Annotated in this window: 26 protein-coding genes and 2 tRNA genes; 9 read left to right on the top strand and 19 right to left on the bottom strand. The window is 69.6% G+C overall.

All coding sequences use genetic code 11. The features are described 5' to 3' along the window. Positions 1-26: 26 nt before the first annotated feature. The 3 genes from Q8Q71_RS16325 to Q8Q71_RS16315 are packed head-to-tail and all read right to left on the bottom strand — an operon-like array spanning position 27 to position 5,399. Positions 27-3,311 (bottom strand): error-prone DNA polymerase, encoded by a 3,285-nt coding sequence (locus tag Q8Q71_RS16325; protein ID WP_305760651.1) that lies wholly within the window; start codon positions 3,309-3,311, stop codon positions 27-29. Further along, positions 3,308-4,915 carry a DNA polymerase Y family protein gene (locus Q8Q71_RS16320; protein ID WP_305760650.1) on the bottom strand — a complete coding sequence of 536 codons (1,608 nt, stop codon included), beginning with the start codon at positions 4,913-4,915 and terminating at the stop codon, positions 3,308-3,310. Before Q8Q71_RS16320 ends, Q8Q71_RS16325 begins: the two co-directional genes overlap by 4 nt. Continuing rightward, on the bottom strand, positions 4,821-5,399 hold the full coding sequence (locus Q8Q71_RS16315; protein WP_305760649.1) for a hypothetical protein: 579 nt from the start codon (positions 5,397-5,399) through the stop codon (positions 4,821-4,823). Before Q8Q71_RS16315 ends, Q8Q71_RS16320 begins: the two co-directional genes overlap by 95 nt. Before the next feature lie 251 nt (positions 5,400-5,650). On the opposite strand from Q8Q71_RS16315, the gene Q8Q71_RS16310 reads away from it, so the two are divergent. After that, positions 5,651-6,796, top strand: a complete 1,146-nt coding sequence (locus Q8Q71_RS16310; RefSeq protein WP_305760648.1) for an N-acetyltransferase — start codon at positions 5,651-5,653, stop codon at positions 6,794-6,796. A gap of 20 nt (positions 6,797-6,816) precedes the next feature. Here Q8Q71_RS16310 and mscL read toward each other — a convergent pair whose 3' ends face one another. From mscL to aroA, 5 genes are all read right to left on the bottom strand, one after another. Beyond that, positions 6,817-7,233: a large-conductance mechanosensitive channel protein MscL gene (mscL, locus tag Q8Q71_RS16305; protein WP_305760647.1), complete on the bottom strand. Its 417-nt coding sequence runs from the start codon at positions 7,231-7,233 to the stop codon at positions 6,817-6,819. A 13-nt stretch (positions 7,234-7,246) separates the two neighbouring features. Beyond that, the gene (locus tag Q8Q71_RS16300; protein ID WP_305760646.1) at positions 7,247-7,531 is read right to left on the bottom strand and encodes an integration host factor subunit beta; all 285 of its coding nucleotides are present in this window, start codon (positions 7,529-7,531) and stop codon (positions 7,247-7,249) included. Positions 7,532-7,765: 234 nt separating this feature from the next. Next, the gene (gene rpsA / locus Q8Q71_RS16295; RefSeq protein WP_305760645.1) at positions 7,766-9,475 is read right to left on the bottom strand and encodes a 30S ribosomal protein S1; all 1,710 of its coding nucleotides are present in this window, start codon (positions 9,473-9,475) and stop codon (positions 7,766-7,768) included. 149 nt (positions 9,476-9,624) lie between these two features. After that, complete coding sequence (gene cmk / locus Q8Q71_RS16290) at positions 9,625-10,281, bottom strand: (d)CMP kinase (protein WP_305760644.1); 657 nt, start codon at positions 10,279-10,281, stop codon at positions 9,625-9,627. Then, positions 10,278-11,594, bottom strand: coding sequence for a 3-phosphoshikimate 1-carboxyvinyltransferase (aroA, locus tag Q8Q71_RS16285; RefSeq protein ID WP_305760731.1), 1,317 nt, complete (start codon positions 11,592-11,594; stop codon positions 10,278-10,280). The genes cmk and aroA overlap by 4 nt, the downstream gene beginning before the upstream one ends. 126 nt (positions 11,595-11,720) lie before the next feature. Between aroA and Q8Q71_RS16280 the strand changes: the two genes are divergently transcribed. The 4 genes from Q8Q71_RS16280 (at position 11,721) to Q8Q71_RS16265 (ending at position 13,321) form a co-directional block, all read left to right on the top strand. Beyond that, positions 11,721-12,179 carry a TIGR02300 family protein gene (locus Q8Q71_RS16280; RefSeq protein WP_305760643.1) on the top strand — a complete coding sequence of 153 codons (459 nt, stop codon included), beginning with the start codon at positions 11,721-11,723 and terminating at the stop codon, positions 12,177-12,179. Positions 12,180-12,333: 154 nt separating this feature from the next. After that, positions 12,334-12,409, top strand: a tRNA-Ala gene (locus tag Q8Q71_RS16275). A gap of 149 nt (positions 12,410-12,558) precedes the next feature. Then, a complete protein-coding gene (locus Q8Q71_RS16270; protein WP_305760642.1) occupies positions 12,559-12,978 on the top strand; it encodes an Hsp20 family protein in 420 nt (139 codons plus the stop codon). Between the two features lie 85 nt (positions 12,979-13,063). Beyond that, positions 13,064-13,321: a DUF1150 family protein gene (locus tag Q8Q71_RS16265; protein WP_305760641.1), complete on the top strand. Its 258-nt coding sequence runs from the start codon at positions 13,064-13,066 to the stop codon at positions 13,319-13,321. Positions 13,322-13,365: 44 nt separating this feature from the next. On the opposite strand, the gene Q8Q71_RS16260 is transcribed toward Q8Q71_RS16265, so the two are convergent. The 3 genes from Q8Q71_RS16260 to rpoN all read right to left on the bottom strand — a co-directional run bounded on the left by Q8Q71_RS16260 (position 13,366) and on the right by rpoN (position 16,291). Beyond that, entirely contained in the window at positions 13,366-13,833 is a 468-nt protein-coding gene (locus tag Q8Q71_RS16260) for a PTS sugar transporter subunit IIA (RefSeq protein WP_305760640.1), read from the bottom strand. Positions 13,834-13,906: 73 nt separating this feature from the next. Further along, positions 13,907-14,572 (bottom strand): ribosome hibernation-promoting factor, HPF/YfiA family, encoded by a 666-nt coding sequence (gene hpf, locus Q8Q71_RS16255; RefSeq protein ID WP_305760639.1) that lies wholly within the window; start codon positions 14,570-14,572, stop codon positions 13,907-13,909. Positions 14,573-14,773: 201 nt separating this feature from the next. Further along, on the bottom strand, positions 14,774-16,291 hold the full coding sequence (rpoN, locus tag Q8Q71_RS16250) for an RNA polymerase factor sigma-54 (RefSeq protein WP_305760638.1): 1,518 nt from the start codon (positions 16,289-16,291) through the stop codon (positions 14,774-14,776). A 162-nt stretch (positions 16,292-16,453) separates the two neighbouring features. Between rpoN and Q8Q71_RS16245 the strand changes: the two genes are divergently transcribed. Further along, positions 16,454-17,749 (top strand): M20/M25/M40 family metallo-hydrolase, encoded by a 1,296-nt coding sequence (locus tag Q8Q71_RS16245; protein ID WP_305760637.1) that lies wholly within the window; start codon positions 16,454-16,456, stop codon positions 17,747-17,749. Between the two features lie 90 nt (positions 17,750-17,839). On the opposite strand, the gene Q8Q71_RS16240 is transcribed toward Q8Q71_RS16245, so the two are convergent. The 6 genes from Q8Q71_RS16240 to Q8Q71_RS16215 all read right to left on the bottom strand — a co-directional run bounded on the left by Q8Q71_RS16240 (position 17,840) and on the right by Q8Q71_RS16215 (position 20,989). Then, positions 17,840-18,142 (bottom strand): GIY-YIG nuclease family protein, encoded by a 303-nt coding sequence (locus Q8Q71_RS16240; RefSeq protein ID WP_305760636.1) that lies wholly within the window; start codon positions 18,140-18,142, stop codon positions 17,840-17,842. A gap of 127 nt (positions 18,143-18,269) precedes the next feature. Then, positions 18,270-19,031 carry an LPS export ABC transporter ATP-binding protein gene (lptB, locus tag Q8Q71_RS16235; RefSeq protein ID WP_305760635.1) on the bottom strand — a complete coding sequence of 254 codons (762 nt, stop codon included), beginning with the start codon at positions 19,029-19,031 and terminating at the stop codon, positions 18,270-18,272. Between the two features lie 50 nt (positions 19,032-19,081). Next, positions 19,082-19,558 carry an LptA/OstA family protein gene (locus Q8Q71_RS16230; protein WP_305760634.1) on the bottom strand — a complete coding sequence of 159 codons (477 nt, stop codon included), beginning with the start codon at positions 19,556-19,558 and terminating at the stop codon, positions 19,082-19,084. A 2-nt stretch (positions 19,559-19,560) separates the two neighbouring features. Then, positions 19,561-20,217: an LPS export ABC transporter periplasmic protein LptC gene (lptC, locus tag Q8Q71_RS16225; RefSeq protein ID WP_305760633.1), complete on the bottom strand. Its 657-nt coding sequence runs from the start codon at positions 20,215-20,217 to the stop codon at positions 19,561-19,563. After that, the gene (locus Q8Q71_RS16220) at positions 20,217-20,831 is read right to left on the bottom strand and encodes a ribonuclease D (RefSeq protein ID WP_305760632.1); all 615 of its coding nucleotides are present in this window, start codon (positions 20,829-20,831) and stop codon (positions 20,217-20,219) included. The genes lptC and Q8Q71_RS16220 overlap by 1 nt, the downstream gene beginning before the upstream one ends. A gap of 71 nt (positions 20,832-20,902) precedes the next feature. Continuing rightward, positions 20,903-20,989, bottom strand: a tRNA-Leu gene (locus Q8Q71_RS16215). A gap of 176 nt (positions 20,990-21,165) precedes the next feature. Between Q8Q71_RS16215 and Q8Q71_RS16210 the strand changes: the two genes are divergently transcribed. Next, complete coding sequence (locus tag Q8Q71_RS16210; protein ID WP_305760631.1) at positions 21,166-22,137, top strand: complex I NDUFA9 subunit family protein; 972 nt, start codon at positions 21,166-21,168, stop codon at positions 22,135-22,137. Position 22,138: 1 nt separating this feature from the next. Here the strand turns inward: Q8Q71_RS16210 and Q8Q71_RS16205 are convergent, their stop codons facing one another. Continuing rightward, positions 22,139-22,960: an undecaprenyl-diphosphate phosphatase gene (locus Q8Q71_RS16205; RefSeq protein WP_305760630.1), complete on the bottom strand. Its 822-nt coding sequence runs from the start codon at positions 22,958-22,960 to the stop codon at positions 22,139-22,141. Positions 22,961-22,984: 24 nt separating this feature from the next. Continuing rightward, a complete protein-coding gene (locus tag Q8Q71_RS16200) occupies positions 22,985-24,169 on the bottom strand; it encodes a citrate/2-methylcitrate synthase (RefSeq protein ID WP_305760629.1) in 1,185 nt (394 codons plus the stop codon). A gap of 125 nt (positions 24,170-24,294) precedes the next feature. Between Q8Q71_RS16200 and Q8Q71_RS16195 the strand changes: the two genes are divergently transcribed. Both Q8Q71_RS16195 and Q8Q71_RS16190 read left to right on the top strand, forming a co-directional pair. Then, entirely contained in the window at positions 24,295-25,239 is a 945-nt protein-coding gene (locus Q8Q71_RS16195) for a cation diffusion facilitator family transporter (RefSeq protein ID WP_305760628.1), read from the top strand. A 70-nt stretch (positions 25,240-25,309) separates the two neighbouring features. Continuing rightward, a complete protein-coding gene (locus tag Q8Q71_RS16190; RefSeq protein WP_305760730.1) occupies positions 25,310-25,996 on the top strand; it encodes a glutathione S-transferase family protein in 687 nt (228 codons plus the stop codon). Positions 25,997-26,017: the final 21 nt, after the last annotated feature.

Here is a 26,017-nt window from a genome sequence, read left to right as displayed (position 1 = left end):
GAAAGCGACCTTCCGAAATCGCTCACCTAGTGAAAGTCCCGCGATCCCGGCAGAACCCGCACGTCGCGCGGATGCCGGCCCCGCGCCGGTTCATGGCCCGACCCCGGCGTCGAGTCTGGCGTCAGATGACCCAGCATCGGGGTCCAGTCCTCCAGATGGTCGACGACCAGATGGGTCACGCCCTCGGCCGTCTGCACCTTTCCCCGCGCCAGCACCATGCGCGCGCCCATGGCCGCGGGCCGGAGGCGCTCGAACACGTCGGGCCACAGCACCAGATTGGCCACGCCGATCTCGTCCTCGATCGTCATGAAGCAGACCCCCTTGGCCGTGCCCGGACGCTGCCGCACCAGCACCACGCCGGCGACCGTGACCCGGCGCCCGCTCGCCTGCTTCGCATAGTCGGCCGTCGTCAGGGCGCCGGCCTTGTCCAGCCGGTCGCGCAGGAAGGCGAGCGGATGCCCCTTCAGCGACAGCCGGATCGTCTGATAGTCGCCGACCACCTCTTCTGACGGCGCCAGCGTCGGCAGGGCGTCCGGCGGACGGCCGTCCGTCTCGTTCAGCCCCATCGCCTCGAACAGGGGCGCCGAGGCTGCCGACGGCGCCCCGCGCGCGGCCCATAGCCCCTGCCGGCGGGTCAGGTCCAGCGAGCCGAAGGCGTCCGCTTCGGCCAGCCGGTCCAGTGCCTGGGTCGGCAGCCGGGCCCTGACCCGCAGGTCCTCGATGTCGGCGAACGGCCGCTCGCCCCGCACCTGCTCGATCCGCTCGGCCCACTCCTTGCGGAAGCCGTCGATGGCCCGCAGCCCCAGCCTCAGCGCACGGCGCGTTTCGCCCGCGCGCGGCTCCAGCGATGCGTCCCAGCCGCTTTTGTTCACGTCCGGATGACGCGCCTCCACCCCGTGCTCACGCGCGTCCCGAACCAGTTGGGCCGGCGCATAGAAGCCCATCGGCTGGCTGTTCAGCAGGGCGGCGGTGAATACCTCGGGATAGCGATGCTTCATCCAGGACGAGATGTAGACCAGAAGCGCGAACGAGCAGGCGTGGCTTTCAGGGAAGCCGTATTCCCCGAACCCCTTGATCTGATCGAAGCAGCTGCGGGCGAAGTCGGGATCGTAGCCGCGCGCGATCATCCGGCCGACGAACTTCTCCTCGTGCTCGTGGATGGTGCCCATGTGCCGGAAGGTGGCCATGGCCCGCCTCAGGCTGTTGGCCTCCGCGGGCGTGTATTTCGCCGCCTCCATGGCGATCCGCATCGCCTGCTCCTGGAACAGGGGCACGCCCAGGGTCTTGTGCAACACCCGTCTCAGCTCGTCCTTGTCGCCGTGATCCGGGTGCGGGTGGGGGAAGTCGATCACATGGGGCCGGCCCAGCCTTTCAGCCTCCCGCCGCTCCGCCCGCCGCTTCAGATAGGGATGCACCATCCCGCCCTGGATCGGCCCAGGCCGGACGATCGCCACCTCGACCACCAGGTCGTAGAAGGTGCGCGGCTGGAGCCGCGGCAGCATCGCCATCTGAGCCCGGCTCTCGACCTGGAAGACCCCCAGGGAGTCCCCCTTGCACAGCATGTCGTAGACCTCCGGATCGCCCTGCGGGACCGTATGCAGTTCGAACCGGCGCCCATAGTTTTCCGCGATCATGTCGAAGCCGCGCTTCAGCGCCGTCAGCATCCCCAGGGCCAGGACGTCGACCTTCATCAGCTTCAGGAAGTCGATGTCGTCCTTGTCCCACTCGATGAAGGTCCGGTCGGCCATGGCGGCGTTGCCGACGGGAACGATCTCGATCAGCGGCGTCTGGCTCAACACATAGCCGCCCACGTGCTGGCTCAGGTGGCGCGGGAATTTGATCAGCTGCGCCGTCAGCTCCAGCGCCAGCCGCATGCGCGCGTCGTCGCGGCTCAGGCCGGCGCCATCGACGTGCTCGTCCTTCACCCCGTCGCCCCACGAGCCCCAGACCGTGTCCGCCATCCGCGCAGTGACGTCCTCGGTCAGGCCCAGCGCCTTGCCCACGTCGCGGATCGCGGACCGGGGCCGGTAATGGATGATGGTCGCCACGACGGCCGCCCGGTCGCGGCCATAGCGGCGATAGACGTACTGCATCACCTGTTCGCGCCGCTCGTGCTCGAAGTCGACGTCGATGTCGGGCGGCTCGTCGCGATCGGCCGACATGAAGCGCTCGATCAGCACGTCCTGCTCGGCGGGGTTCACATTGGTGACGCCCAGGCAGTAGCAAACCACCGAGTTCGCGGCCGAACCCCGCCCCTGACACAGGATCGGATCCTCCTGCGACCGCGCCCAGGCGACGATGTCGTGCACCGTTAGGAAATAGTTCGCATATTTCAGAAACTTGATGAGTTTCAGCTCCTTGACGATCGTGTCCCGGACCTTCCGCGGAACCCCGTCGGGCCAGCGGCCGCGGGCGCCCTGGAACGTCAGACGGATCAATCGGCGCTGCGCTGTCCAGCCTGCTGGCACCGGTTCGTCCGGGTACTGATACTCGAGCTCCCGCAAAGAGAAGGCGCAGGCCCGCGCCACCGTCATCGTCCGCGCCAGCGCCGCCTCATGACCGCGGAACAGCCGCGCCATCTGGGTGGGCGGCTTCAGATGGCGTTCGGCGTTGGCCTGCAGGCGCCGGCCCGCCTTGTCGATGGTCGTACCCTCGCGGATGCAGGTCAGGACGTCCTGCAGCATTCGCCGGTCGGGATGGTGATACAGCACGGCGTTGGTCGCGATCATCGGCGCCCCGGTGCGTTGCGCCATCGCCGCCAGCCGGTTCAGCCGCTTGCGGTCGTCGCCCCGCCACAGGGGCGCCGCCGCCAGATACAGATCGTCGGGCCACGCCTCGCGCCACGCCGCCAGCCGCGCCTCGAACATTGCGTCGGGCTTTTCCGGCGCGGGGGTCAGGGCGATCATCCCCTCGCCCAGCCCGACCGCCTGTTCGAAGGTCAGTCGCGTCTCGGCCTTTTCGATCCGCTCGCCCCCCGGATCGGCCCCGACCTGCGGCACTGCCTCGCTCTTGCCCAGCGACAGCAGCCGGCACAGCCGGCCATAAGCGGCGCGGTCGCGCGGAAAGACGATCAATTCCGTCCCGTCAGTGAAACCCAGCCGCGACCCCACGACCAGCGGAATGTCGACCGCCTCCGCCCCCATCAACGCCCGCACCATCCCGGCCATGGTGTTGCGGTCGGCCAGGCCGACGGCGGCCAGCCCCAGGGCCTTCGCCTGCGTCATGATCTCGCCGGGATGAGACGCGCCCTCCAGAAAGCTGAAGTTCGTCATCGCCCCCAGTTCGGCGTACAGGCCGTCCCAGCCGGTCATGGCAGCACCCCGTGCATCCACCACGAGGGCGCCCGTTCCTCGATCGCCCCCGAATACTCCCGGCCGTACAGACCTTCGCGAAACAGCCAGTAGCGCCCCCCCGCATCATCCTCGACGCGGTAATAATCGCGGGTGCGCACCTGCCGATCATCGGGCCGGGGCCGCCACCATTCGGGCGACAGGCGTTCGGGGCCGTCGGATCGGGTCACGCGCCGCGACAGCCGCCGCCAGGTGAAGCGCACCGGCGCGCCGTCGGGCAGTTCGGCCAGAGCCTCCACCGGTTCGGGCGGGTCCAGCAGCAGGATGGGGCGGCGCGCGGCGCCGTCCGTCGCCGACGGCCGCCGCCCCAGCGCCGGCCGCCAACGCTCGGCGCGTTCGGGCAGCCAGCTGTCGACCGACTCAGGCGTCAGCACCCGCTCCTCGCCCAACCGCGCGGTCAGGCGGTCGATCAGGGCGGCCAGACTCTCGGCCTGTTTGGCCTCGGCCTCGTTTTCCAGCGTTCCCTGCCGCGCGGTCATGGGCTCGACCGCATCGGCGCTCAACATCATGGCGTCGAGGCCGAAGCCCAGCTCCAGCCGTCCCAAGCCCGCCTCGCGGAACAGCCGCAGCCAGATTCCCGCGTCGCGCCCGGGCCGACCCATCCGCACCGACAGGCTGGTGGCCCGGCCGTCCGAACGGAACCCCGTCAGCGTCAGCGCCTTCGCCCCCTGCCCGTCGCGCACCAGCGGGGCGGACAGGTCGGCGGCCAATTCCGTCAACCGCGCCTCCACCCCCTCGATGTCGCCGACCGGCTCCATCCAGGCCTGCCATGCCCGGTATTTCGGCGGCGGTCGCACCGGAGTCAGGGCCTCTCCAGCGAACCCCAGCGCCTGATCCAGACGCTGAACCAGACCGACGCCGTCCCCGTCCCGGAACCGCCGCGCCAAGCCCGCGCGCGGCATGGGATAGAGGTCGCCGATCCGCTTCAGCCCGAAGCGGCGCGCCTGCGTCAGGGTGCGGTCGTCGATGCGCAGGGCCTCGACCGGCAGGGACGCCAGAAGGCCACGCACCGTATCCTCGTCGGCGATGCAACCGCCGCCTTCCGCCTCGCCCCAGCGGGCCAGGGCCCAGGCTGCGCCCGGCGTGGTCGCCATGGCGATGCGGGCCCGGGTCCCGGCCTCGGCCAGCCGGTCGCGGATCTGCGTCAGCAGGGCCGCTTCGCCGCCGAACAGATGGGTCGCGCCCGTCACGTCGAGGAACAGGCCCTCCAGCCCCTCCCCCGTCGGATCGATGCTGACCGACGGCGACCAGCGCTCGGCCCAGACCGCCAGGGCCGCCAAGGCCCGGGCGTCCGCCTCGGGATCGGCGGGCCTGCAGATCAGGTGCGGGATCATGGCCAGGGCGTCGGCCTGGGTCTGGCCGCGCCGCAGGCCCGCCGTCCGCGCCGCCGGATTCAGCGCATGAATGATCGCCGCGCCCCGGCTGTTCTTCCGAATCAGGGCGAACGGGTTCTTCGGATCAAGGGCGGGGTCAGGCGGCGAGGCCGGACGGCGCGCCCGCATGGCCGATCGCCACCAGACCGCTATGGGCCAGTCGATCAGCCAGACGGAGACGATGCGTCTCATCATCCTGCTCCAGCACCCACGCCCCCGGCCGTTCCCCCCGCCCGCGCACCAGTTCGGCCGTCAGCCGCGCTGCTCCCGGCGCCTTGGCGTCATCGGGATCGACGGCGCTGGCGAGGGTCGAGATCCGCCAGCGCCGCCGCGCCGCGCTGAGCCCGTCCAGTCCGCGCGGCAGCACCAGCCCGACCGAGCCGCCCTGTTTGGCGGCGAAATCCAGCCGGCGTGTCTGCGTCAGGGTCGCCGCATCCACCGCGCCCAAGGCCAGGGACACCGCTCCCGATCGCAGCGCCTGCTCCAGCGTCCATAACGCCTCGGCCGCCGTCGTCACGGGCGCCAGGATCAGGGATATCCCCGGCATGCCGGGCCCATAGGGCCGCCCATGCTCGCCGAGCCAGGATCGCGTCGCCGTCATCAGCACTGGCCGCCCATCCCCCGCGCCCCGCCGCGACAGGGCGAACAGCATCGTCGCGGCCACATCGCGAGGCATGGCGGCGCAGGCCTCCTCCAGAGGCGCAGGGACCTCAGGGAAAGGATCCGACGATGGGACAGGGAACGGGCGCATGAGTGATCTGAAAAGTGGATGTTCATTATTTGTTCCGCCTCGGACCAGAGTCAAATTCCAAAACGGCCGCATCTTTCTCGCGAGACGAATTCGACCCTGAAATTGTGTTCCATGGCCTGGCCCATGCACGGGCGACGCCGGGAACGGACTCCGCTCTCGAAACGGAACATCCGGCCATGGCTCTCAGAGAGATCGTCGAAACTGACTACCCGGGCGTGCAGGCCTTGCATCGCAGCGTAGGTTGGCCGCCCCGGTCGCTCGCCGGCTGGCGATGGCTGCACGCCAATCCGGCGCGGCAGGAGACAGAAGCGCCTGCCGGCTGGGTCGCCGACGGCCCCGACGGCGCGCTGGTCGGACACGTCGGCAACCTCATCCAGCGTTTCCACCTTGGCGACCAGGTGTTGCACGGCGCCACCGGTTTCTCGATCATTGTCCTGCCGTCCGCGCGCGGAACCGGCCGGGAGATGCTGCGAACCTTCAACGCCCAGCAGGACCTGTTCGCGCTGTGGACCTTCAACGCCAACCCCCTGTCGAGCCCCCTCTACGCCCGCCACGGTATGGCCCCCTGGCCCGAAACCACCCACGCCCTGAAGCTGGGCTGGCCCCTCGCCCTCGCGCCTCTGGTTCTGGGCCGGGCCCTGAAGACGCTCCACAACCTGGCCCCCGGACCCGTCTCGGGACTGGGCGAGCAGCTTATGAACGACCGGTTGGGCCGCGCGGCGCGGTTGTCGCTTCCGCCCGGCGTCGTTCCCCTGACCGACTTCGGCGACCGGTCGTCCTACGCCGACTTCTGGCAGGCGCTCAAGGCCGAGGATCGGCTCCTGTCCGACCGTAGCCCGGAGATCCTGCGCTGGCGGCTTCAGGACCCCGATCTGACCCAGCCGCCCCTGTTGCTGGGCCTCGAGCGAGACGGCGTCCTGACCGGTTACGCCCTGGCCATGATGGCCAAGGGCAACACCCTCGAGCCGCCCGTTCTGGAGATCGTCGACCTGGAGGCCCTGGCCGACCAGCCCGACGCCATTCCCACCCTGATGGCCGCCCTGAAGGACGCCGCGCGCCAGATGGGCGCCGCCAAGCTTCGCCTGCAGACGGTCGCGCCCCGGATGCTGTCGCGTCTGGGGCGGTTCGCCAGGACCGCGCGCCCGGAAGGCGGCTGGGGGCACTGTCATGTCCGCTTCGCGCCTGGCGCGCCTTCGCCCGACCTGTGGGCTCCCACACCCTGGGACGGCGACTACGTCTTCTGCCTCAGGCCGGCGCCGATCCCGACGCCGGTCCGCGCCGGACGGACGGCTCCGGCGACCTCGATCGGTTCGAAAGCCTAGCGCTGCGGGGGAGGGCGACCCTACGACCGGGCCTTCAGCGCGTCGCGAATCTCGGCCAGCAGGGCCTCGGTCGGCGTCGGCGCAGGGGTCGCGGCCTCCGGCCCGGCCGCCTGTTCGCGGCGCAGCTTGTTGATCGCCTTGACCAGCAGGAATACCACCAGAGCGACGATGGCGAACTGGATCAGGGTGTTGATGAAGGCGCCATACTGGATCGCCACCTCCTCGACCGCTTCGGTAGAAAGGTCCTCGGGAGCCAGCACCCATTTCAGATTCGAGAAATCCACCCGACCCAGCAACAGGCCGATCGGCGGCATCACCACCTGCTCGACCAGGCTGGTGACGATCTTGCCGAACGATGCGCCTATGATGACGCCCACGGCGAGGTCGATGACATTGCCCCGGGCGATGAACTCCCTGAATTCGGTCACCAGGCCCATCGGCGATCTCCGGTCAGGCGCCGTTGTTCAGTCGTTCGCGCAATTCCTTGCCGCTCTTGAAGAAGGGCACGGCCTTGGCGGGGACGTTGACGGTTTCTCCGGTCCGGGGATTACGTCCGGCGCGCGCCGGACGGGCCCGCACCGAAAAGGCGCCGAAGCCCCGAAGCTCCACCCGTCCGCCATCGCCCAGCGACTCCACCATCCGACCCAGCACGATGTTGACCACCCGTTCGACCTCGGTGTGGGTCAGGTGGGTGTTCTCGGCGGCGAGTTTCTCGATCAACTCTGACTTAATCATCTGGCCAGGCCCCCGCCCTGTTCCGCCCTTCCCCAGGGCCTATACGGGTGCATCCGGACGCAGGATGCAAGCCCACCCTAGCCTTCGCCCGCCGGGGGAAAAAGGCCTCGCGGCCGATTCCGGGCGGAAATGTCGGTTAATGGGAGCGATACCGCAATTTGGGACATCGGCGGGCCACGAAAAAGGCGGCCGGATCGCTCCGGCCGCCTGATCCTTACGCCGCGACGAAGGAGACTATTCCTTCGTGCCGGCCTTCTCGCGCAGGGCGGCGCCGAGAATGTCGCCCAGCGAGGCGCCCGAGTCCGAAGAGCCGAACTGTTCGATGGCCGAAGCCTCGTCCTTCATCTCCAGGGCCTTGATCGACACCGAGACGCGGCGCGAGGCCTTGTCGATGCCGGTCACCATGGCGTCGACGCGGTCGCCGACGGTATATCGCTCGGTGCGCTGCTCGGCGCGGTCGCGCGACAGGTCCGACTTGCGGATGAAGGCGGTCGCCGGAGCGTCCTCTTCACCGAATTTGACCTCGATGCCGCCGGTCTCCACCGCCGTCACCGTGACCGTGATCTGCTGACCCTTCTTGAAGGTGTCGCCTTCCATCGGATCGCCGCCCAGCTGCTTGATGCCCAGCGAGACGCGTTCCTTCTCGACGTCGACGTCCAGGACCTTGGCCTTGACCGTCTCGCCCTTGCGGTAGCGCTGGATGGCTTCCTCGCCCGAGACGTTCCAGTCGAGGTCCGACAAGTGGACCATGCCGTCGATGTCGTTGTCCAAGCCGATGAACAGGCCGAACTCGGTGGCGTTCTTGACCTCGCCCTCGACGGTCGAACCGATCGGGTTGGCGGCCACGAAGGCGTCCCACGGATTGTCCTGGGCCTGCTTGAGGCCCAGCGAGATGCGGCGCTTGGAGGCGTCGACATCCAGCACGACCACGTCGACTTCCTGCGAGGTCGAGACGATCTTGCCCGGGTGGACGTTCTTCTTGGTCCAGGACATTTCCGAGACGTGGACCAGGCCTTCAACGCCGGCTTCCAGCTCAACAAACGCGCCGTAGTCGGTGATGTTGGTGATGCGGCCGGTCATCTTGGCGCCGACCGGGTATTTGGCTTCGACGCCGTCCCACGGATCGGTCTGCAGCTGCTTCATGCCGAGGCTGATGCGCTGGGTGTCCGGGTTGATCTTGACGATCTGGACCTTGACGGTGTCGCCGACGGCGAGGACCTGCGAGGGGTGCGAGACACGCTTCCACGACATGTCGGTGACGTGCAGCAGGCCGTCGATGCCGCCCAGGTCCACGAACGCGCCGTAGTCGGTGATGTTCTTGACCACGCCTTCGCGGACTTCGCCTTCCAGCAGCTGGCCGACCAGTTCGGTGCGCTGTTCGGCGCGGGCTTCTTCCAGGATGGCGCGACGCGAGACGACGATGTTGCCGCGCGGACGGTCCATTTTCAGGATGGCGAAGGGCTGTTCCTTGCCCATGAGCGGGCCGACGTCGCGCACCGGGCGGATGTCGACCTGCGAGCCGGGCAGGAAGGCCGAGGCGCCGCCGAGGTCGACGGTGAAGCCGCCCTTGACGCGGCCGACGATGGCGCCGTTGACCGGCTGGCCTTCGGCGAACACGACTTCCAGACGGGTCCAGGCTTCTTCGCGGCGAGCCTTGTCGCGGCTGATGACGGCTTCGCCCAGGGCGTTCTCGACGCGCTCGAGGTAGACTTCGACGTTGTCGCCGAGCTTCGGAATGACGGCGCCTTCGCCGATGCCGAACTCGCGGGCCGGGATGCGGCCTTCGGTCTTCAGACCGACGTCGATGATCAGGATGTCCTTTTCGATGCCGACGACGCGGCCGTGGACGACCTGGCCTTCGCCGAGGTCGCGGCCCTGAAGGGTTTCGTCGAGCAGCGCGGCGAAGTCGTCGCGCGAGGGGGAGAAGCTTTGGGTGTCAGTCATGCGGTGGTTGGGTTTCTAACGGTTATGGCGCGCGACCGAAGGGCCCCGCGCGAGGTGAGTGAAACGTGGGATCAGGTCGTCGGGACGCGAGGCCGGTGAAGGTCAGGACGCCCGCGGAAGCCGAGGATGGGAGCGTTGGATTTGTCCGGTCAGGCCTGAAGGCCGTGTCGGACGCGCGCCGCCTCGACGATACGGCGGGCCGCATCGAAGGCGGTCTCTATATCCATATCGGTCGTGTCCAGCAAGACGGCGTCTTGCGCCTGCACCATGGGGGCCGCCCCCCGGCCCGCGTCGCGCTCGTCGCGGCGCATGATGTCGGCCAGCATGTCCTGATAGGCGATGACGTCGCCCCGGCCGGTCAGCTGCTTCCAGCGGCGCAGGGCCCGGACCTCGGCGGTGGCGGTGACGTACAGCTTGGCCCGGGCTTCAGGGGCGATGACCGTGCCGATGTCGCGCCCGTCGAGCACCGCCCCGCCGGGGCGGGCGGCGAAGGCCCTCTGGAAGGCCAGCAGGGCCGCGCGCACCCCCGGATAGCCGGCGACCCTGCTGGCGGCTTCGCCGGCTTCCCGGTCAGTCAGTCGTTCGGTATCGATCAGGTGGCTGGCGTCCAGGGCCCGCGCCACCGCCTCGGCGGCGGCCTCGTCGTCGAGCGATCCCCCCGCGTCCAGCACGCCCAGTCCCACGGCGCGGTACAGCAGGCCGGTGTCCAGGTGCGGCAGGCCGTATTCGCGCGCCAGACGGGCGGCGATAGTGCCCTTGCCCGAGGCCGCTGGTCCGTCGACGGCGATGATCAGGGGCGCGGTCATGCGGACGATGCGATATCGGCCCCGAGGCCGCGCATCAACTCGACAAAGCCCGGAAAGCTGGTCGCGATCATCCCTGGCTCGTCCACCGTCACGGCTTCGTCGGCCGCAAGCCCCAGCACCAGATGGCTCATGGCGATCCGGTGGTCGCCGTGCGTAGTCACGGTCGCACCGCCCCTGACCGGCCCGCCGGTGACGATGAAGCCCTCCGGCTCTTCCTCGACCCCCACGCCGCAGGCCTGCAGCCCCGCCGCCATCAGGGCGATGCGGTCGCTCTCCTTGACCCTCATCTCTCCGATACCCCGCATCACCGTCGCTCCCCCGGCGAAGGCCGCGGTGGCGGCCAGGACGGGGTATTCGTCGATCATCGAGGCGGCGCGGGCAGGCGGCACGACCACGCCCCTGAGCGCCGAATGCCGGGCGGTGACGTCGCCGACCTCCTCGCCTCCGGCCATGCGCCGGTTCGAGACGGTCAGGTCGGCGCCCATCTCGCGCCAGGTCTCGAAAAGTCCGGTGCGCAGCGGATTGAGCATGACGCCTTCCGCCGTCACTTCGGAGCCGGGCACGATCAGCCCCGCGGCCAGCGGGAAGGCCGCCGACGAGGGGTCGCCGGCCACGGCCACGGCGGTTCCGGTCAGACGCTGCCCACCCTTCAGGCTGACCCGCCAGCCGGCCTCCATCGGCAAGACGCCGACCTCGACGCCAAAGGCCCGCAGCATGCGTTCGGTGTGGTCGCGACTGGGCTCCGGCTCGGTCACGGTGGTGACGCCGTCGGCATTCAGCCCGGCCAGCAGGATGGCCGACTTGATCTGGGCCGAAGCGACAGTCTGGACATAGTCGATGGCGGCGAGGACGCCGCCCCTGATCTCGACGGGCAGGCGGTCCGGTTCACTCTTCCAGTCAAGCCGCGCGCCCATCGACGCCAGCGGACCGGTGATCCGCTTCATCGGCCTTTTCCGCAGGCTGGCGTCTCCGTCGAACGTCGCCGTGATCGGGTAGCCCGCCGCGGCGCCCATCAACAGCCGCACGCCGGTTCCGGCGTTGCCGCAATCAATGACGCCGGCCGGCTGCTCGAACCCGCCTCGCCCCGTGACCCGCCATCGCCCGCCGCCCAGCCTTTCGACCGTCGCCCCGAAGGCCTCGACGGCCCGGGCCGTGGCCAGGATGTCGTCGCCCTCCAGCAGGCCCTCGACGTCCGTGACGCCGGTCGCCATGGCCCCAAGGATCAGGGCGCGATGGGACATGCTCTTGTCGCCCGGCGCGCGCGCCACGCCGCCCAGCGGCGGGCTGCGTCGGGCGGTCAGATGGCGGGGGATCGGCACCCGGCGGTCTCCGGACAGGTCAAGCGGGGCGCGGGCGCGCGGAGATGGCTTTTGACAGCGGGCTCCGGGGGTGGCAAGGGAGCCGCCCCATTTCCCCACTCCCGCCAAAGGTCTTCAACCGTGGCCAAACCCGAACTGGGCCAGAAGCAGGTCTGCCCGAACTGCCAGGCCAAATTCTACGACCTGGGCCGTCGCCCCGCCCATTGCCCCAAATGCGCGACCGAATTCGATCCGGAGGAGGCGCTGAAGCTGCGCAACCGCCGCGGCCGCCCGGCGGGCTATCCCGCCGACGACGCCGACGAGGATCAGGTGAAGGACAAGAAGGTCGACGGCGACGAGGACGAGGAAGAAGAAGCGGTCGCGACGCCCGAGATCGATCAGGAAGGCCACGAGCCCATCCTGACGCCGGACGACGACGACGACGCCCCCGTCGACCCGACCGAGGAGCCCGGCATGGGCGAGGCGACCGAGGACGACGACGTTCTGGCCGACGACGACGACGATTCCGTGCCCTTCATCGAGGACGAGGACGACGACGCCTTCGAGGACGAGATCATCACGCCCAAGGAAGACGAGTAAGGTTTTTCGACCCTCCGCCGGGCTGTTTTTCAGCGGTCCGGCGGAGACGAAAATAAATGGCCGGGCCGGGCTTGATCGTGATCAGGCCCTGACATAGGTTCCGCCGCCTCGCCGCAGGGCCTCCCGGCCCCCACGCGATCCGACCGAAAGGTTCGGGGCTTTAGCTCAGCTGGTAGAGCGCTTGCATGGCATGCAAGAGGTCAGCGGTTCGACTCCGCTAAGCTCCACCATCGAAGGCCCCGCGGGAGACCGCGGGGCCTTCGCCCTTTCCGGCTCCCGTTGATCTCCGCGCCATCCCACCCCATCTGGAGATCGGCCGACGCCTCGCCGATTCCGGGGGGCGCAGACGGCGAATGGCCTGCTTCGGGGGCATGAGACGATGACGACGCGCACCATCCTGTTCGACAGCCCCTTCCTGCTGGGCTTCGACCACACCCGGGCCCTGATCGACCGGGCCGCCCGGGCTGCGGCGGACAGCTATCCCCCCTACAACGTCGAGCAGCGCGGCGAGCATTCGGTGCGCATCACCCTGGCCGTGGCCGGTTTCGGTCCGGACGATCTGGCCATCACCCTCGAAGGGCGGCAGCTGACCATCGCCGGCAAGCGGGAACCGTCCGGCAAGGCCGACCAGGCCTTTCTGCACCGCGGCATCGCCGGGCGGGGCTTCGTCCGCAGTTTCGTCCTCGCCGACGGGCTGGAGGTCGACGAGGCGAAGCTGGAACACGGCCTGCTGCACGTCGACATGAGCCGGCCGGAGGACCTGCCCACGGTGCGGCGCATCCCCATTGTGACGGGCTGAAATCCCGTCGCTTTCCGGTCGCCGCTGTCGGGACCGGACCCATAGCCCGTTCCGGGCGTTAGTTCAGTACAAGGAGGCGGTCGCCATGACGCCGACGATCATGACCAAGGAAGATTTCAGGGGGCTGGGCGCGCCGGACCTGGTCTATGTGCGCGCGATCCGCGCCTCGGACGTCCTCGATGACGTGCCTGTCGCGGCCGGACTGGGCCTGTCGGTCGATCCCAAGGCCGTGCTTTACGCCGTGCACGGAGCGGATGGCGAGCGTCTGGCTGTCATGATGGACCGCGAAACCGCGTTCGCGGCCGCCGTGGCCCACGAACTGGAGCCGGTTTCGGTTCATTGATCGAAGGGCGCTGCCGCCCCGCGCGCGCCGTTAGCGCGCCAAAATCAGGCCGCCGTCGCGGGGGCGCTGTCGCGGACGAACAGGGCGCGGATCGCGTCCGTGGTGCGGGCCTGGCGCAGTTGTTCGCGCATCCCGGGCGAGCGCAGGGCCCGCGAAACGGCGGCCAGGGCGCGCAGATGGTCGGCGCCGTCGCGGGGCGGGGCGAACAGGGCGAACAGCAGGTCCACGGGCCGGTCGTCGACCGCTCCGTAGGCCACCGGAGTTTCCAGTCGAACGAAGACGGCGGTCACCCGTTCGACGCCCTCGAGGCGCGCATGCGGAACCGCGACGCCGGCGCCCAGACCGGTCGAGCCCAGCGCCTCGCGCTCCAGCAGGGCCTCCATCACGCGGGTTTCAGGCAGGCCCAGAACCTGTGCGGCGGCCTCGGCCACCGTATGCAGGGCCTGGCGCTTCGATGACGCGCCGCCGCGCAGGACGACGCCGCCGTCCGCCAGCAATTCACCGATGTCCATCAAGCATCCCCGACTACCCATCCGACCCGAACGGGCGGGGGCCCCATAGACCACCCGCCTCCATTGGGGAAGACTATACGCCGCGACCGTTTACCGAACCGTGTCCATTGATCGACTTCACCGTGCGCTCTGGATCGATCCAGCCGACGTTGCCGTCGGGCCGGCGATACACCACCGACAGGCCGCCGTGGGCGGCGTTCCTGAACAGGACGACCGGGTAGCCGGTCATGTCCAGTTCGAGCACGGCCCGACCGACGGTGAGCGTCCGGATCTCATGCTCGGTCTCGGCGATGACCATGCCGACCGGAGGCGCTTCCCCGGGGACCCCGGCGTCGCCGAAGGCCTCGTCGTCAACGCTGTCGGGATTGCGCAGCACCATGCTTGAGGCCACTTCGCGGGCGGCGTTCTCCGTCCGCTCCGGCGACAGGCCCCGGGGGCCCGCGTGGTGATTCTTCAGCCGGCGCTTGTAGCGCCGCACCCGCTTCTCAAGCTTGTCGAGCGAGTCCGAAAAGGCCCCGTGGGCGTCGCCGCCCAGACCGCTGGTGACGATGGCTTCTCCGGACGCCAGACGCACCCAGCAGTCCACCTTGAAGCCGTGGCCGTCCTTGGACACCACGACCTCGGCTTCCTGGGCGCCGCGTTCGAAATATTTGCCGATCCCGTCCTGGAGTTCCTGGGAGATGCGGGAGCCTAAGGCGTCGCCAACATCCACGTGCTTGCCGCTGACCTGGATTTGCATGTCGATAGAACGCGACCGAACGGGAATGGTGTCAACGCCGATCACCGAAATGTGGTGACGCTGGAGGCGGAAAGGAAAATCGACGACCGGAGCGGTGGGGAATTCGACGACTTCAGGGACGAGGAATTCGACGACGGATTTCGACGACTGATCGAGGAATTCGACGACGGGCGAGCGATACAGGAGAGACAGGGGGAACGATCAGCCCGTCCGCAGCATCCGCTTGCGTTCGACCGAAGAGGGGATGCGCAGGGCCTCGCGGTATTTCGCCACAGTGCGGCGGGCGATGTCGATCCCGGTCTCCTTGAGAATCTCCACGATCCGGTCGTCGCTGAGCACGTCGCCGTCCCGGCCCTCGCCGTCGATCATGGCCTTGATCCGGTGACGCACGGCCTCGGCCGAATGGGTCGCGCCGCCGTCGGACGACTGGATCGCTGCCGTGAAGAAGAATTTCAGCTCGAACACCCCGCGCGGGGTCGAGACGTATTTGTTCGAGGTCACCCGGCTGACGGTCGATTCGTGCATACCGATAGCGTCGGCGACGGTCTTCAGGTTCAGCGGCCGCAGGAACTCCACCCCGAAGGCAAGAAAGGCGTCCTGCTGGCGCACGATCTCGGACGACACCTTCAGGATCGTCCTGGCCCGCTGGTCCAGCGACTTGACCAGCCAGCTGGCCTGGGCGGCGCATTCGGCGACGAAGGTCTTCTCCACGTCCGAGCGCGACCCCGCCGCGACCACCCCGTGATATCGCTTGTCCATGATCAGGCGCGGCAGGGTGTCGGAATTCAGCTCGACCTTCCAGCCGCCCGCCGGATCGGCGCGCACGTGGACGTCGGGGATGACCGTCTGGGCCGGCTCGCCGCCGAAGCCCGCGCCGGGGCGCGGCGTCAGCGCCTTCAGCTCGGCGATCATCTCGGCCATGTCCTCGGCGTCGACGCCGCAGGCCTTGCGCAGGGCCGACAGGTCGCGTTTGGCCAGCAGGTCGAGATTGTCCAGCAGACAGGCCATGGCGGGATCGAAGCGGTTGCGCTCGATCAGCTGGAGCTTCAGGCATTCGGGCACCGAGCGCGCCATGACGCCGGTGGGCTCGAACCCGTGGCAAACCGCCAGCACCGCCTCGACCCGCTCGAGGGGGATGCCCAGCCGGTCGGCGATCTCGGCCAGTTCCCCGCGCAGATAGCCGCCCTCGTCCACCCCGTCGATCAGGGTCAGGGCGATGGCGTGGTCGGAGGGGGAGAAGGCCGCCTGCGAGGCCTGGGCCTGCAGATGCTCCCACAGGGTGGCCTCGCGGCTGTCCGGCTGTTCGCGGCCCTCGCCGTCGGGCAGGCCGCCGCCCGAGCCGGCGCGCGACCAGTCGTTGAGCCCGATCTGGGCCTCGCCGGTCCCGACATCCTCCATCCGGTCCGAGGTGCGCTCGCCCGGGCTGGCGTCGCCGTAGACATCGTCGGAGCGGGCGTCGAGCGTCCGGTCCGCGTCCTGCACCCGGCCCTCGTCGAAGGTCATTTCGGCCGCGTCATGGCTTTCCGCGGCGGCCGGGGCCTCGATCTCGCCGCCGGGGTCGGCGTCCTCGCGCTGCAGCAGCGGATTGCGCTCCAGCTCGGCCTCGACGAAGGCGTCCAGCTCGAGGTTCGACAGTTGCAGCAGCTTGATGGCCTGCTGCAGCTGGGGCGTGATGACCAGCCCCTGGCCCTGCCTGATCTCCAGCCTCTGTCCGAGCACCCCGGTGTTCCCCTGCCAAGTCGATCGCCAAGCCGCGTGGCCCGAAACTTGCTGGGGCGACCTTGTCGCCGAACCGGTTAACGGCGTTCTAAACCGCTGGACCTCGCGCCCGGCCTTTGCTCCCCTGCGCCATCGATGTCCCGTCGCCAGCGAGAGTCCCCGATGCGCCTGTTGCTCGCCGCCGTTCTGCTGTTCGTCTCGCCCGCCGCCGCCCAGGCCCAGTCGTCCCCGGCCGAACAGACCATGATGCAGACGGTCGAGCGCGAGCATGACCGCCATATCGCCCTGCTGGAGCGGCTGGTGAGTCAGAACAGCGGCACCTTGAACCTGGCCGGGGTGCGGATCGTCGGCGACATGGTCCGGGCCGAGCTGGAGCCGCTGGGCTTTGAGGTCGACTGGGTCGACATGGCGGAGACTGGCCGCGCCGGTCATCTGGTCGCGACCCATGCGGGCCGGGGCCGCAACGTCCTGCTGATCGGCCATCTGGACACGGTGTTCGAGGCGGACAGCCCGTTCCAGACCTTCCAGCGGGACGGCGACCGCGCCGTCGGGCCCGGCGTCGGCGACGACAAGGGCGGGGTGGTGGTGATCATCGCCGCCCTGCGCGCCATGCAGGCCGCCGGGACGCTGGCCGAGGCCAATATCACCGTGATCCTGACCGGCGACGAGGAGCGGATCGGATCGCCGGCCGCGCTGGCCCGACGCGATCTGATCGCCGCCGGACAGGCGGCCGCCTTCGCCCTGGAGTTCGAGAACCTCGCCGTCGACGACGGGGCCGAATTCGGCACGGTGGCGCGGCGCAGCTCGACCAACTGGACCCTGACCACGACGGGCCGCACCGGCCATTCCAGCGGCGTGTTCAACGATGCCCTGGGCTATGGCGCCATCTACGAGCTGGCCCGCATTCTCGACGGCTTCCGCCGCGAGCTGCCCGAGCCGAACCTGACCTACAACGTCGGGGTCGTCGCCGGGGGGACGCCCGCCGCCATCGACGCCGAGGGCTTCAGCGTCACCGCCTCGGGCAAGACGAACATCGTGGCCTCGACCGCCATCGCCCGCGGCGACCTGCGCACCCTGACCCGCGAACAGGACGAGCGCGTCCGTAACGGCATGCAGGCCATCGTCGCCGATCATCTGCCCCGCACGGAGGCCGAACTCGTCTTCGCCGAGGGCGGCTATCCGCCCATGGCGCCGACCGAGGGCAACCGCGCCCTGCTGGCGCAACTGAACGCCGTCAACCGCGACCTCGGCCTGCCTGAAATGGCCGAATACGATCCCGCGCGCCGTGGGGCGGCCGACAGCGGCTTCGTGGCGGCGGATGTGGACACCCTGGGCGGTCTGGGCATCTCGGGCGGCGGGGCCCACGCCGAGGGCGAATGGGTCGATCTGGACAGTCTGGTGCGCCAGTCGCAGCGCGCAGCGGTGCTGATCAGCCGGTTGAGCCTGGGCGGGGAGTAGAGCTTGTCATCCCGGAAGCGCCGCAGGCGCTATCCGGGACGGTAATGCGAGAACAGTCACGAGGCCCGGTCGGCCGTGGCCGAACCGGGCCTAGGCTTCCCTCGCCCGCAGGTCCCCGTACAGATCGCCCCAGCGGGGATTGGTTTCCTCGACCAGGGCGAACTTCCATTCCCTGCGCCAGCGCTTGATCCGCTTTTCCCGCAGAATCGCCTGATCGATGTATTGGTGGGTCTCGTACCAGACGAGCCGATCGATCCCTCGCTCGGACGTATAGCCGGGGATCAGGCCCTGCTTGTGCTCCGCAACACGTCGGATCAGGTCGTTGGTGACGCCGACGTACAGCCAGCCGCACGGCCCGCTTGCGAGTAGATAGACATAGAAGCGGTTCGGCATCGCCCTGTCTCCCGGTTCGACCCTGACGGGCCGACCGGGAGGCGTCAAGGTTGCATAGACCGTCCCGGATCGCCGCTTCGCGGCGTCCGGGATGACAAGGGAACACAATCTCACGGCTGTTCGGGCGTTACCCGTACATGTCGCCCAGATAGACCCGGCGCACTTCGGGGTCGCGGATGACGTCCTCGGCCTCGCCCTCGAACAGCACCGCCCCGCCGGAGATGATCGAGGCGTGGTCGATGATCTCCAGCGTCTCGCGCACATTATGGTCGGTGATCAGCACGCCGATGCCCTGGCCCGCCAGGTAGCGGATGACCTGGCGGATGTCGGCGATGGCCAGGGGGTCGATGCCGGCGAAGGGCTCGTCCAGCAGCATGAAGCTCGGCTTGCCGGCCAGGGCGCGGGCGATCTCACAGCGCCGCCGCTCGCCGCCCGACAGACCCGAGGCGGGGGCGTGGCGCAGGTGGTCGATGCGCAGTTCCTCCAGCAGGCGGCTGGTCTCCTCGGCGATGGCGGCGCGGCCGGAGTGGTGCAGTTCGACCACCGCCATGACGTTGTGCTCGACCGTCATGCCGCGGAAGATCGAGGCTTCCTGCGCCAGATAGCCCAGCCCCATGCGGGCGCGCTGGTACATCGGCTGGGCCGTGATGTCCTCGCCGTCCAGCCAGATCGTGCCGCTGTCGGGCGGGATCAGGCCGGTGATCATGTAGAAGCAGGTGGTCTTGCCTGCCCCGTTCGGCCCCAGCAGACCCGCGACCTGGCCGCGCTGGACGCTGAGCGAGACGTCGCGCACCACCTGCCGCTGGCCGAACGAGCGGGCGATGTTCTCGACCCGCAGGCCGGTCGGGCGCGTGGGTCCGCCGGCCGGGGCTGCCGGCGCCTCGTTCACATTGAGAGCTGAGAGTTCCTTGCGCGCCAAAGGTCAGACCGAGCCGGGGCTCAGTTCCCGCTGCGTTCGGGATAAAAGACGCCCTGCACGCGGCCGCCGGCCCCCGTCGCGCCCTCGAGGCGCGCGGACTCCGTCCGGACATTGTAGGTCAGGCGACCGCCCGTCATGACGTTCTGGCCCTGGGTCAGGATCACGTCGCCGGTTACGACGATCATGTCGTCCGCCGTGGTGTAGACCGCCCGGTCGCCCCGGATGGTCTGCTCCGGGGTGACGAAATAGACGTCGCCCGACGCCTCCAGCCGGCTGTCGGCGGACTGGTTGAGACCGGAAATCCGGTCGGCGCGCAGGCGATTGCCGCCCTGCGTCAACTCCGCCTTGCCGCTCAGGGTCAGGGTGTCGCCGACATATTCGACCGTGTCGGCGCCCCACATGATCGGCTGATCCGCATCGACGCTCTGCGCGCCGCCGATCGTCGGCAGCGCGGCCAGCGCCAGGGCGATCGCCGCCGTCGTCAGGGTTCTGGTCATGCTCATCCGTCCGACCTCGCCGGGTTGATGGTCCCGCGCACCTTGTTTTCGCCCGAGCCCCTGAACACGACCCGTTCGCCCTGTTCATAGATCACATAAGACGAAGCGCTGACGGTTCCAAGCGGCCCCGAGCCCTGGACGCCCTTCGAGCCCGTCACGATGCCGGTCGCGGTGTCGACGACCGCTTCCGGGGTGACCAGCACGAAGCCCGTGCCTCCGTCCGAAATCCTGACATTGGGCCCGATGGTCACCGTTTTGGCAGTCTGGTCGTAGACGCCGCCGTCAGCGGTCAGGGTGGTGACCTTGCGGCCGCCCAGGTTGAGCCTCAGCGCCGGACCGACCAGCCGGAACCGGCCCGTGTCCGGATCGCGGATGGCGCTCCTGGCCCCGATCACGAAGCTGCGGCCCTCGGCGTCCTGGCCGTGGAACATGGCGGCGTCCAGGCGAATCTCGCCGCTGGTCCCGGCCTTGCGCTCGACGTCCGACATCACGCTGCGCAGCACGATCCAGCTCAGCGTGCCGCCCGCCAGCACGATGATCGCCACCGGCAACACCCGCCGCAGCAGATGGACCCGCCGCGACCGCGCGCGGAAGGCCCGGGCCGTCTCGGCGACCCGGGCCTCGTCCTCTCGCGCATGAATGTCGGCTGGATCGGTCATCAGGTGTGCGCGAAGATGTCCATCTCGTCCCAGCCGGCCAGGTCCAGGGCCACGCGGCCGGGCAGGAAGTCGAAGCAGCGGCGGGCCAGCTCCATCCGCCCCTCGCGCACCAGCATCTGATCCAGTCGGGCCTTGACCGCGTGCAGATACAGGACGTCTGCGGCGGCATATTCCAATTGGGCCGGGCTCAGTTCGGCGGCGCCCCAGTCCGAACTCTGCTGCGCCTTGGACAGGTCCACCCCGGCCAGTTCGCGCACCACGTCCTTGAGGCCGTGCCGGTCGGTGTAGGTGCGGGCCAGTTTCGAGGCGATCTTGGTGCAATAGACCGGCCGCGTCTCGACCCCGAGGTGCAGCTGGAACATGCCGATATCGAACCGGCCGAAGTGGAACAGCTTCAGCACCGCCGGATCGGTCAGCAGCCGCTTCAGATTGGGGCAGTCGTAGGCCGGGCGGTTCAGCCGCACCACATGGGCGTCGCCGTCGCCGGCCGACAGCTGGACCACGCACAGCGGATCGCGGCGGAAGCGAAGACCCATGGTCTCGGAATCGATCGCCACCTCGGGGCCCAGGTCGAGGCCGTTCGGCAGGTCGCCTTCATGCAGGTGGACGGTCATGTCGAGACTCTCATGGTGGAGACCATAAACGAACGGCGCCGTATCGCTAGGATACGGCGCCGCCGAAAAGATGGTGCCCAGGAGAGGACTCGAACCTCCACGACATTTCTATCACTGGCACCTGAAGCCAGCGCGTCTACCAATTCCGCCACCTGGGCCCAGACGTTTCGCGCTTGCGTGCGTTTCCGTCCGGAAGGCGCGGACCCTTAAGGCAGGGCCCGGGGCCGGTCAACAGGGATTTGCCGCGTTTGCGTTGCGACGACCGCGGCCATCGTCTAATCCCCGGCCCGACGCGGGTTCGCAGTTCTTGCGCCGTCGCCTTTCGGAGCCTGTCATGAGCGAAGTCGCCCCCGGCCTTGTCACCGTCTTCGGCGGCTCCGGCTTCGTCGGCGGCCACGTGGTCCAGGCGCTGGCCCGGCGCGGCTGGCGCGTGCGGGTCGCCTGCCGCCGCCCGGATCGCGCCTGGAAGCTCCAGACCTCGGGCCATGTCGGCCAGATCCAGGCGGTCCGCTGCGACGCGAGCCGGCCGGACGACGTCGCAGCGGCCCTGAAGGGGGCGGACGCGGCGATCAACCTGGTCGGCATCCTTTATGAATCGGGCCGCCGCACCTTCCACGCCATGCATGTCGGGGTCTCGCGCACCATCGCCGAGGCCTGCGCCGCCGCGGGCGTCGACCGCCTGGTCCAGATTTCGGCCCTCGGAGCCAGCCCGGAGAGCCGGTCCGACTACGCCCTGTCCAAGGCCGCGGCCGAAATGGCGGTGCGCGAGGTCAAGCCGGACGCCGTGGTGATCCGGCCCTCCATCGTCTTCGGAGCCGGCGACGGCTTCCTGAACCGCTTCGCGGCCATGGCCTCGATGAGCCCGGTGCTGCCCCTGATCGGCGGCGGTCAGACGAAATTCCAGCCGGTCTATGTCGCCGACGTGGCGGAGGCCGTGGCCCGCGCCGCGACCCTGCGGGAGGCCGCGGCCCGCACCTTCGAGCTGGGCGGGCCGGCGGTCATGACCTTCGAGGAGGTGCTCAAGCTGATCCGGCGCGAGACCTACCGCCGCTTCGGCCTGATTCCGCTGCCCTTCTTCGCGGCGCGGGCCATCGGCTCCCTGGCCCAGCTGACCGCCTTCGTCGGCATCCCGCCCATACTGACCCGCGACCAGGTGGTGCTGCTGGAAAGCGACAATATCGTCGCCGCCGGCGCGGAAGGTCTGGCCGAACTCGGCATCGAGCCCACCGGCATCGAGGCCATCGCCCCGTCCTACCTGTGGCGCTACCGCCGCGGCGGACAGTTCGCGGAAGCGCCCGCCGCCTAGATCAGGCCAGACCGGCCCAGACGAGGCCGAGACCGATCACCCCGACCACGATTCGCCACCAGGCGAAGGGGGCGAAGCCATGCCGGCCGACGAAGTCGACCATGGCCTTGACCACGATCCAGCCGCTGACGAACGAAACCACGAAGCCGACGGCGATGATGCCGCCGAAATCCCAGTCTATCGCCGCGCCGCTCTGGACGATGTCCCAGCCCGAGGCCGCGACCATGGTCGGAATGGCCAGGAAGAACGAGAACTCGGCCGCCGCCCGCTTGTCGAGGCCGAGGCTCAGTCCGCCGGCGATGGTGGCTCCGGACCGGGACACGCCGGGTATCACCGACAGGCACTGGAACAGGCCCACGCCCAGCGACCGCTTCCACGACAGGGTCATGGCGTCGTCGGCCGTCGGCTTCGGCGCGAACCGCTCCAGCGCCAGCAGGCCGAACCCGCCGAGGATCAGGGACACGCAGATGACGGTCACGGCGGTGTCGCCCTCGACGTTGAACAGCACGGCCTTGATGAAGTCGTAGAGAAACACCCCCACGATCACCGAGGGCAGGAAGGCGATCAGGATGCTGATGGCGAAATGCCGCGCCTTCGGATCGGTCGGCAGGCTGACCAGCACCTTCCACAGCCGCGCGAAATACAGGGCCACCACCGCCAGGATTGCGCCCAGCTGGATCAGGACGACGAAGGAGCTCCAGCGCGGATCGGTCAGGCCCAGCAGCTTCTGGGTCAGCAACAGATGGCCCGTGGAGGAAACCGGAATGAACTCGGTCAGGCCTTCGACGAGGCCGAGAATGATCGCCGCAATCCAGTCCGCCACGCAGGCCCCCAGGCAAGAGGGCCGTCAGTGCGCGCCCGGTTCGGGTCCCACATAGCGCAACCGCGCCCGGATAGGCGAGCCGTTCGTCGCCTGATCCAGCGCATGGCCCAGCAGACCGGCCAGTCGACCCAGCAGCAGCAGATCGCCGGCGGCGTCGCGCGGCAGCTCCAGTCGCCGGGCGATGACCGCCAGCGCCAGGTTGAAATTCGCCTTCCGGCCCGTCGCCGCCTCGCCCTCGCCCACCGCCCGGGCCAGGTCGGCGGGCAGGTCGGTCGCGCCCAGCAAGGCCGCCGCGCGGGGATCGCCGGCCGGATAGTCGTCCGAGCCGAAGCCGGCCAGGCCGCCGGCCTCATGCGCCCGCCGCGCCGCTTCGGTGGCCTGGCGGCGCACGGCGACGACCCAGTCCGAAGCCCGGGTCAGCTCGGCCATCGTGCCGGAACCCGCCGTCGTCGTCAGACCGGCGAAGGCCGCCGCCGCCGGCGAGGCCCCGCCGTCCGTCGCGGCGCGGGTCGCCAACACGGCCGAGTTCATCTCGTTGTCCGCCGACAGCACGAGGGCGCGTCGGATCAGGTGGGCGTCGCGCTCGGGCGTTTTCCATGACCGCGCCAGCCGCTGGTGCAGGAACAGACGGGGGCCCGACCCGGCGGCGGCGTCGACCGCCTCGTCCAGCACCCGGGCGCATTCGACGCGCAGGCCCTCGATCGTGCGTCGCCTGGGATCGGCGTCCTCCTCGGCGCGCCGGGCCAGCGCCGCGAACAGCCTCGCCCGGAGGGAGCCGCCGGCGACGGCGCCGACGCGCGGCCGCACCTCGGCGAAAGGATTGACCGTCCGGGCGTCCCATAACCGGCGAGCGACATCCTCCAGCGTCGAAGTTTCCGCCAGCTGGGCCGCGTCCATGCCGCGATAGAACAGCCGGCCGCCGGTGATCACGGTCAGGGCGGAACAGACATCCGCCTCGCCGCGGGCGGCCCCGCGCGGCGCGCGGCGCGCGGCGGGAGTCTCATCGTCGTCGGCGGCCTCACCGGTCAGGCGGGCGATGTCGCGGGCGGCGTACAGACTGCGCCGCGAGTCCTCGGGGTCGGGCCGGGCGGCGATCCGGCCGCGGCTGACGTAGGCGTACAGGGTCTGGGTCTTCACCCCCAGACGGGCCAGCGCCTCGCCCCGCCCGATCCAGCGGTCCGCCTGCGGTTCTGGGTCTCCGGTCTGCAAGGCGCGGCCTCCGGGCGAGCCCCTAGGCTCCTGATCCTATCGGGCGCGCAGCATGGGGCGCTTTCGTGACGATCGCCCTAACGACCGGCCTTGGCAGGGGGCCGGCTTTCCGCGACAAGGCGGCGATGACCTCCCCCGCCCCATCCGCCGCCCTGGACGACGCCCATTCCGCGACCCGCGCCGTGACCCGGCTGTCGGTCGGGGTGGCGGTGGTCCTGATCGCGCTGAAGGCCTTCGCCCTGGGCGCCTCCGGCTCGGTGTCGATCCTGGCCTCGCTGGCGGATTCGGCGCTCGATCTCGTCGCCTCGCTGGCGACGTTCTTCGCCGTGCGCTGGGCGGCGGCCGCTCCCGACGAGGACCATCGCTACGGCCACGGCAAGGGCGAGGCCCTGGCCAGCCTGGTGCAGGCCGGCCTGGTTTTCGCCTCGGCCCTGTTCATCGGCTGGGAAGCGTTCCAGCGCATGTTCGACCCCCGGCCGGTGACCTCCGGCTACTGGAGCGTCCTGGTCGTTCTGATCTCCATCGCCCTGACCGGGTGGCTGGTCTGGATGCAGGGCCGCGCCATCCGCAAGAGCGGCTCGATGGCCGTCGAGGCCGACCGGGCTCACTACGCCGCCGATCTGGCGGCCAATGGCGTGGTCCTGATCGGCGTCATCTCGGGCGCCTTCCTGGCCGCCCCCGGCCTGGACGCGGCCGCGGGCCTGATCGTCGCCGTCTGGCTATTCTGGGGCGCGATCGCCATGCTGAAGACCGCCGCCGACCATCTGGTCGACAAGGCCCTTCCCGACGCCGATCGCGTGGCCATCACCACCGCCGTCCTCGCCGATCCGCGCATCTCGGGCGTGCACCAGTTGCGCACCCGCATGGCCGGATCGGTGATGATGATCCAGATGCACGTCGACCTCGACCCGACCCTGACCCTGGACGCCGCCCACGCCATCGTCGTCGAGGCCGAAAACCGGCTGCTGGCCATCTTCCCGCGCGCCGACATCCTGATCCATCCCGACCCCCGCGGCCACGCCGAACCCCACGGCGGGGCATTCGCGGAGACGTCCGCCAGCCTCGACTAGCGCGGAGACCGACAGGTCCTCGGGAACACAGCTAACGCGGACTTAACGCCCTCGTGTGCAAGACAGCCCCATGTCGGCCTGCGTCCTGTATCATTTCGCCTTCGACCCGGGCTCGCGCGCCGTTCGCCTGGCGCTGGGCGAGGCCCGGATCGACTTCACCGAGACCCTTGTCCGCCCATGGGAGGACGGCTGCCCGGTCGCGACGCTGAATCCTTCCGGCATGCCGCCCGTGTTCCAGATCGCCGACGCCGGCGGCCGCGCCCTGACCCTGTGCGAGCCCTCCGCCATCCTCGGCTGGCTGGAGGAACGGACGGCCGAGCCGTTGCTGATGCCCCGGGACGACGCCGAACGCGCCGAGGTGCGCCGCCTGATCGCCTGGTTCGACCGCCGGTTCACCGACGAGGTCAACGCCGTCCTGCTGCACGAGCGGATGGAAAAGCCCCTGCTGCGCCTCGGCCCGCCCGAGGCCCGCGCCCTGCGCGCCGGTCGCGACGCGCTGAAATCCCATCTGGCCATGATGGAGGGCCTGCTGGCCCGCCGCGACGCCCTGGCCGGCCGGCGCATCAGCCAGGCCGACATCGTCGCCGCCGCCCATCTGTCGGTGCTCGATTATTTCGGCGAGGTGTCGTGGGCGGCGTATCCGGCGGTCAAGACCTGGTACATGAAGCTGAAGTCCCGCCCCTGTTTCCGGCCCCTGCTGGCCGACCGCTTCCCGGGCGTGCACGCCTCCGCCTGGTACGACGATCTCGACTTCTAGGGCCCGGCGGGTCAAACGGGG

It is taken from the genome of Brevundimonas sp., from assembly GCF_030704825.1.
In the GTDB taxonomy this organism is placed as follows: Bacteria; Pseudomonadota; Alphaproteobacteria; order Caulobacterales; family Caulobacteraceae; genus Brevundimonas.
This window is presented reverse-complemented; position numbering and strand designations above follow the sequence as displayed.

Coding starts and splice junctions, on each gene's coding strand:
- Q8Q71_RS16325 (WP_305760651.1), bottom strand. CDS start 3,311: ATGACCGGCTGGGACGGCCTGTACGCCGAACTGGGGGCGATGACGAAC.
- Q8Q71_RS16320 (WP_305760650.1), bottom strand. CDS start 4,915: ATGAGACGCATCGTCTCCGTCTGGCTGATCGACTGGCCCATAGCGGTC.
- Q8Q71_RS16315 (WP_305760649.1), bottom strand. CDS start 5,399: ATGCCTCGCGATGTGGCCGCGACGATGCTGTTCGCCCTGTCGCGGCGG.
- Q8Q71_RS16310 (WP_305760648.1), top strand. CDS start 5,651: ATGGCTCTCAGAGAGATCGTCGAAACTGACTACCCGGGCGTGCAGGCC.
- mscL (WP_305760647.1), bottom strand. CDS start 7,233: ATGGGCCTGGTGACCGAATTCAGGGAGTTCATCGCCCGGGGCAATGTC.
- Q8Q71_RS16300 (WP_305760646.1), bottom strand. CDS start 7,531: ATGATTAAGTCAGAGTTGATCGAGAAACTCGCCGCCGAGAACACCCAC.
- rpsA (WP_305760645.1), bottom strand. CDS start 9,475: ATGACTGACACCCAAAGCTTCTCCCCCTCGCGCGACGACTTCGCCGCG.
- cmk (WP_305760644.1), bottom strand. CDS start 10,281: ATGACCGCGCCCCTGATCATCGCCGTCGACGGACCAGCGGCCTCGGGC.
- Q8Q71_RS16270 (WP_305760642.1), top strand. CDS start 12,559: ATGACGACGCGCACCATCCTGTTCGACAGCCCCTTCCTGCTGGGCTTC.
- Q8Q71_RS16265 (WP_305760641.1), top strand. CDS start 13,064: ATGACGCCGACGATCATGACCAAGGAAGATTTCAGGGGGCTGGGCGCG.
- Q8Q71_RS16260 (WP_305760640.1), bottom strand. CDS start 13,833: ATGGACATCGGTGAATTGCTGGCGGACGGCGGCGTCGTCCTGCGCGGC.
- hpf (WP_305760639.1), bottom strand. CDS start 14,572: ATGCAAATCCAGGTCAGCGGCAAGCACGTGGATGTTGGCGACGCCTTA.
- Q8Q71_RS16245 (WP_305760637.1), top strand. CDS start 16,454: ATGCGCCTGTTGCTCGCCGCCGTTCTGCTGTTCGTCTCGCCCGCCGCC.
- Q8Q71_RS16240 (WP_305760636.1), bottom strand. CDS start 18,142: ATGCCGAACCGCTTCTATGTCTATCTACTCGCAAGCGGGCCGTGCGGC.
- Q8Q71_RS16230 (WP_305760634.1), bottom strand. CDS start 19,558: ATGACCAGAACCCTGACGACGGCGGCGATCGCCCTGGCGCTGGCCGCG.
- lptC (WP_305760633.1), bottom strand. CDS start 20,217: ATGACCGATCCAGCCGACATTCATGCGCGAGAGGACGAGGCCCGGGTC.
- Q8Q71_RS16220 (WP_305760632.1), bottom strand. CDS start 20,831: ATGACCGTCCACCTGCATGAAGGCGACCTGCCGAACGGCCTCGACCTG.
- Q8Q71_RS16210 (WP_305760631.1), top strand. CDS start 21,166: ATGAGCGAAGTCGCCCCCGGCCTTGTCACCGTCTTCGGCGGCTCCGGC.
- Q8Q71_RS16195 (WP_305760628.1), top strand. CDS start 24,295: ATGACCTCCCCCGCCCCATCCGCCGCCCTGGACGACGCCCATTCCGCG.
- Q8Q71_RS16190 (WP_305760730.1), top strand. CDS start 25,310: ATGTCGGCCTGCGTCCTGTATCATTTCGCCTTCGACCCGGGCTCGCGC.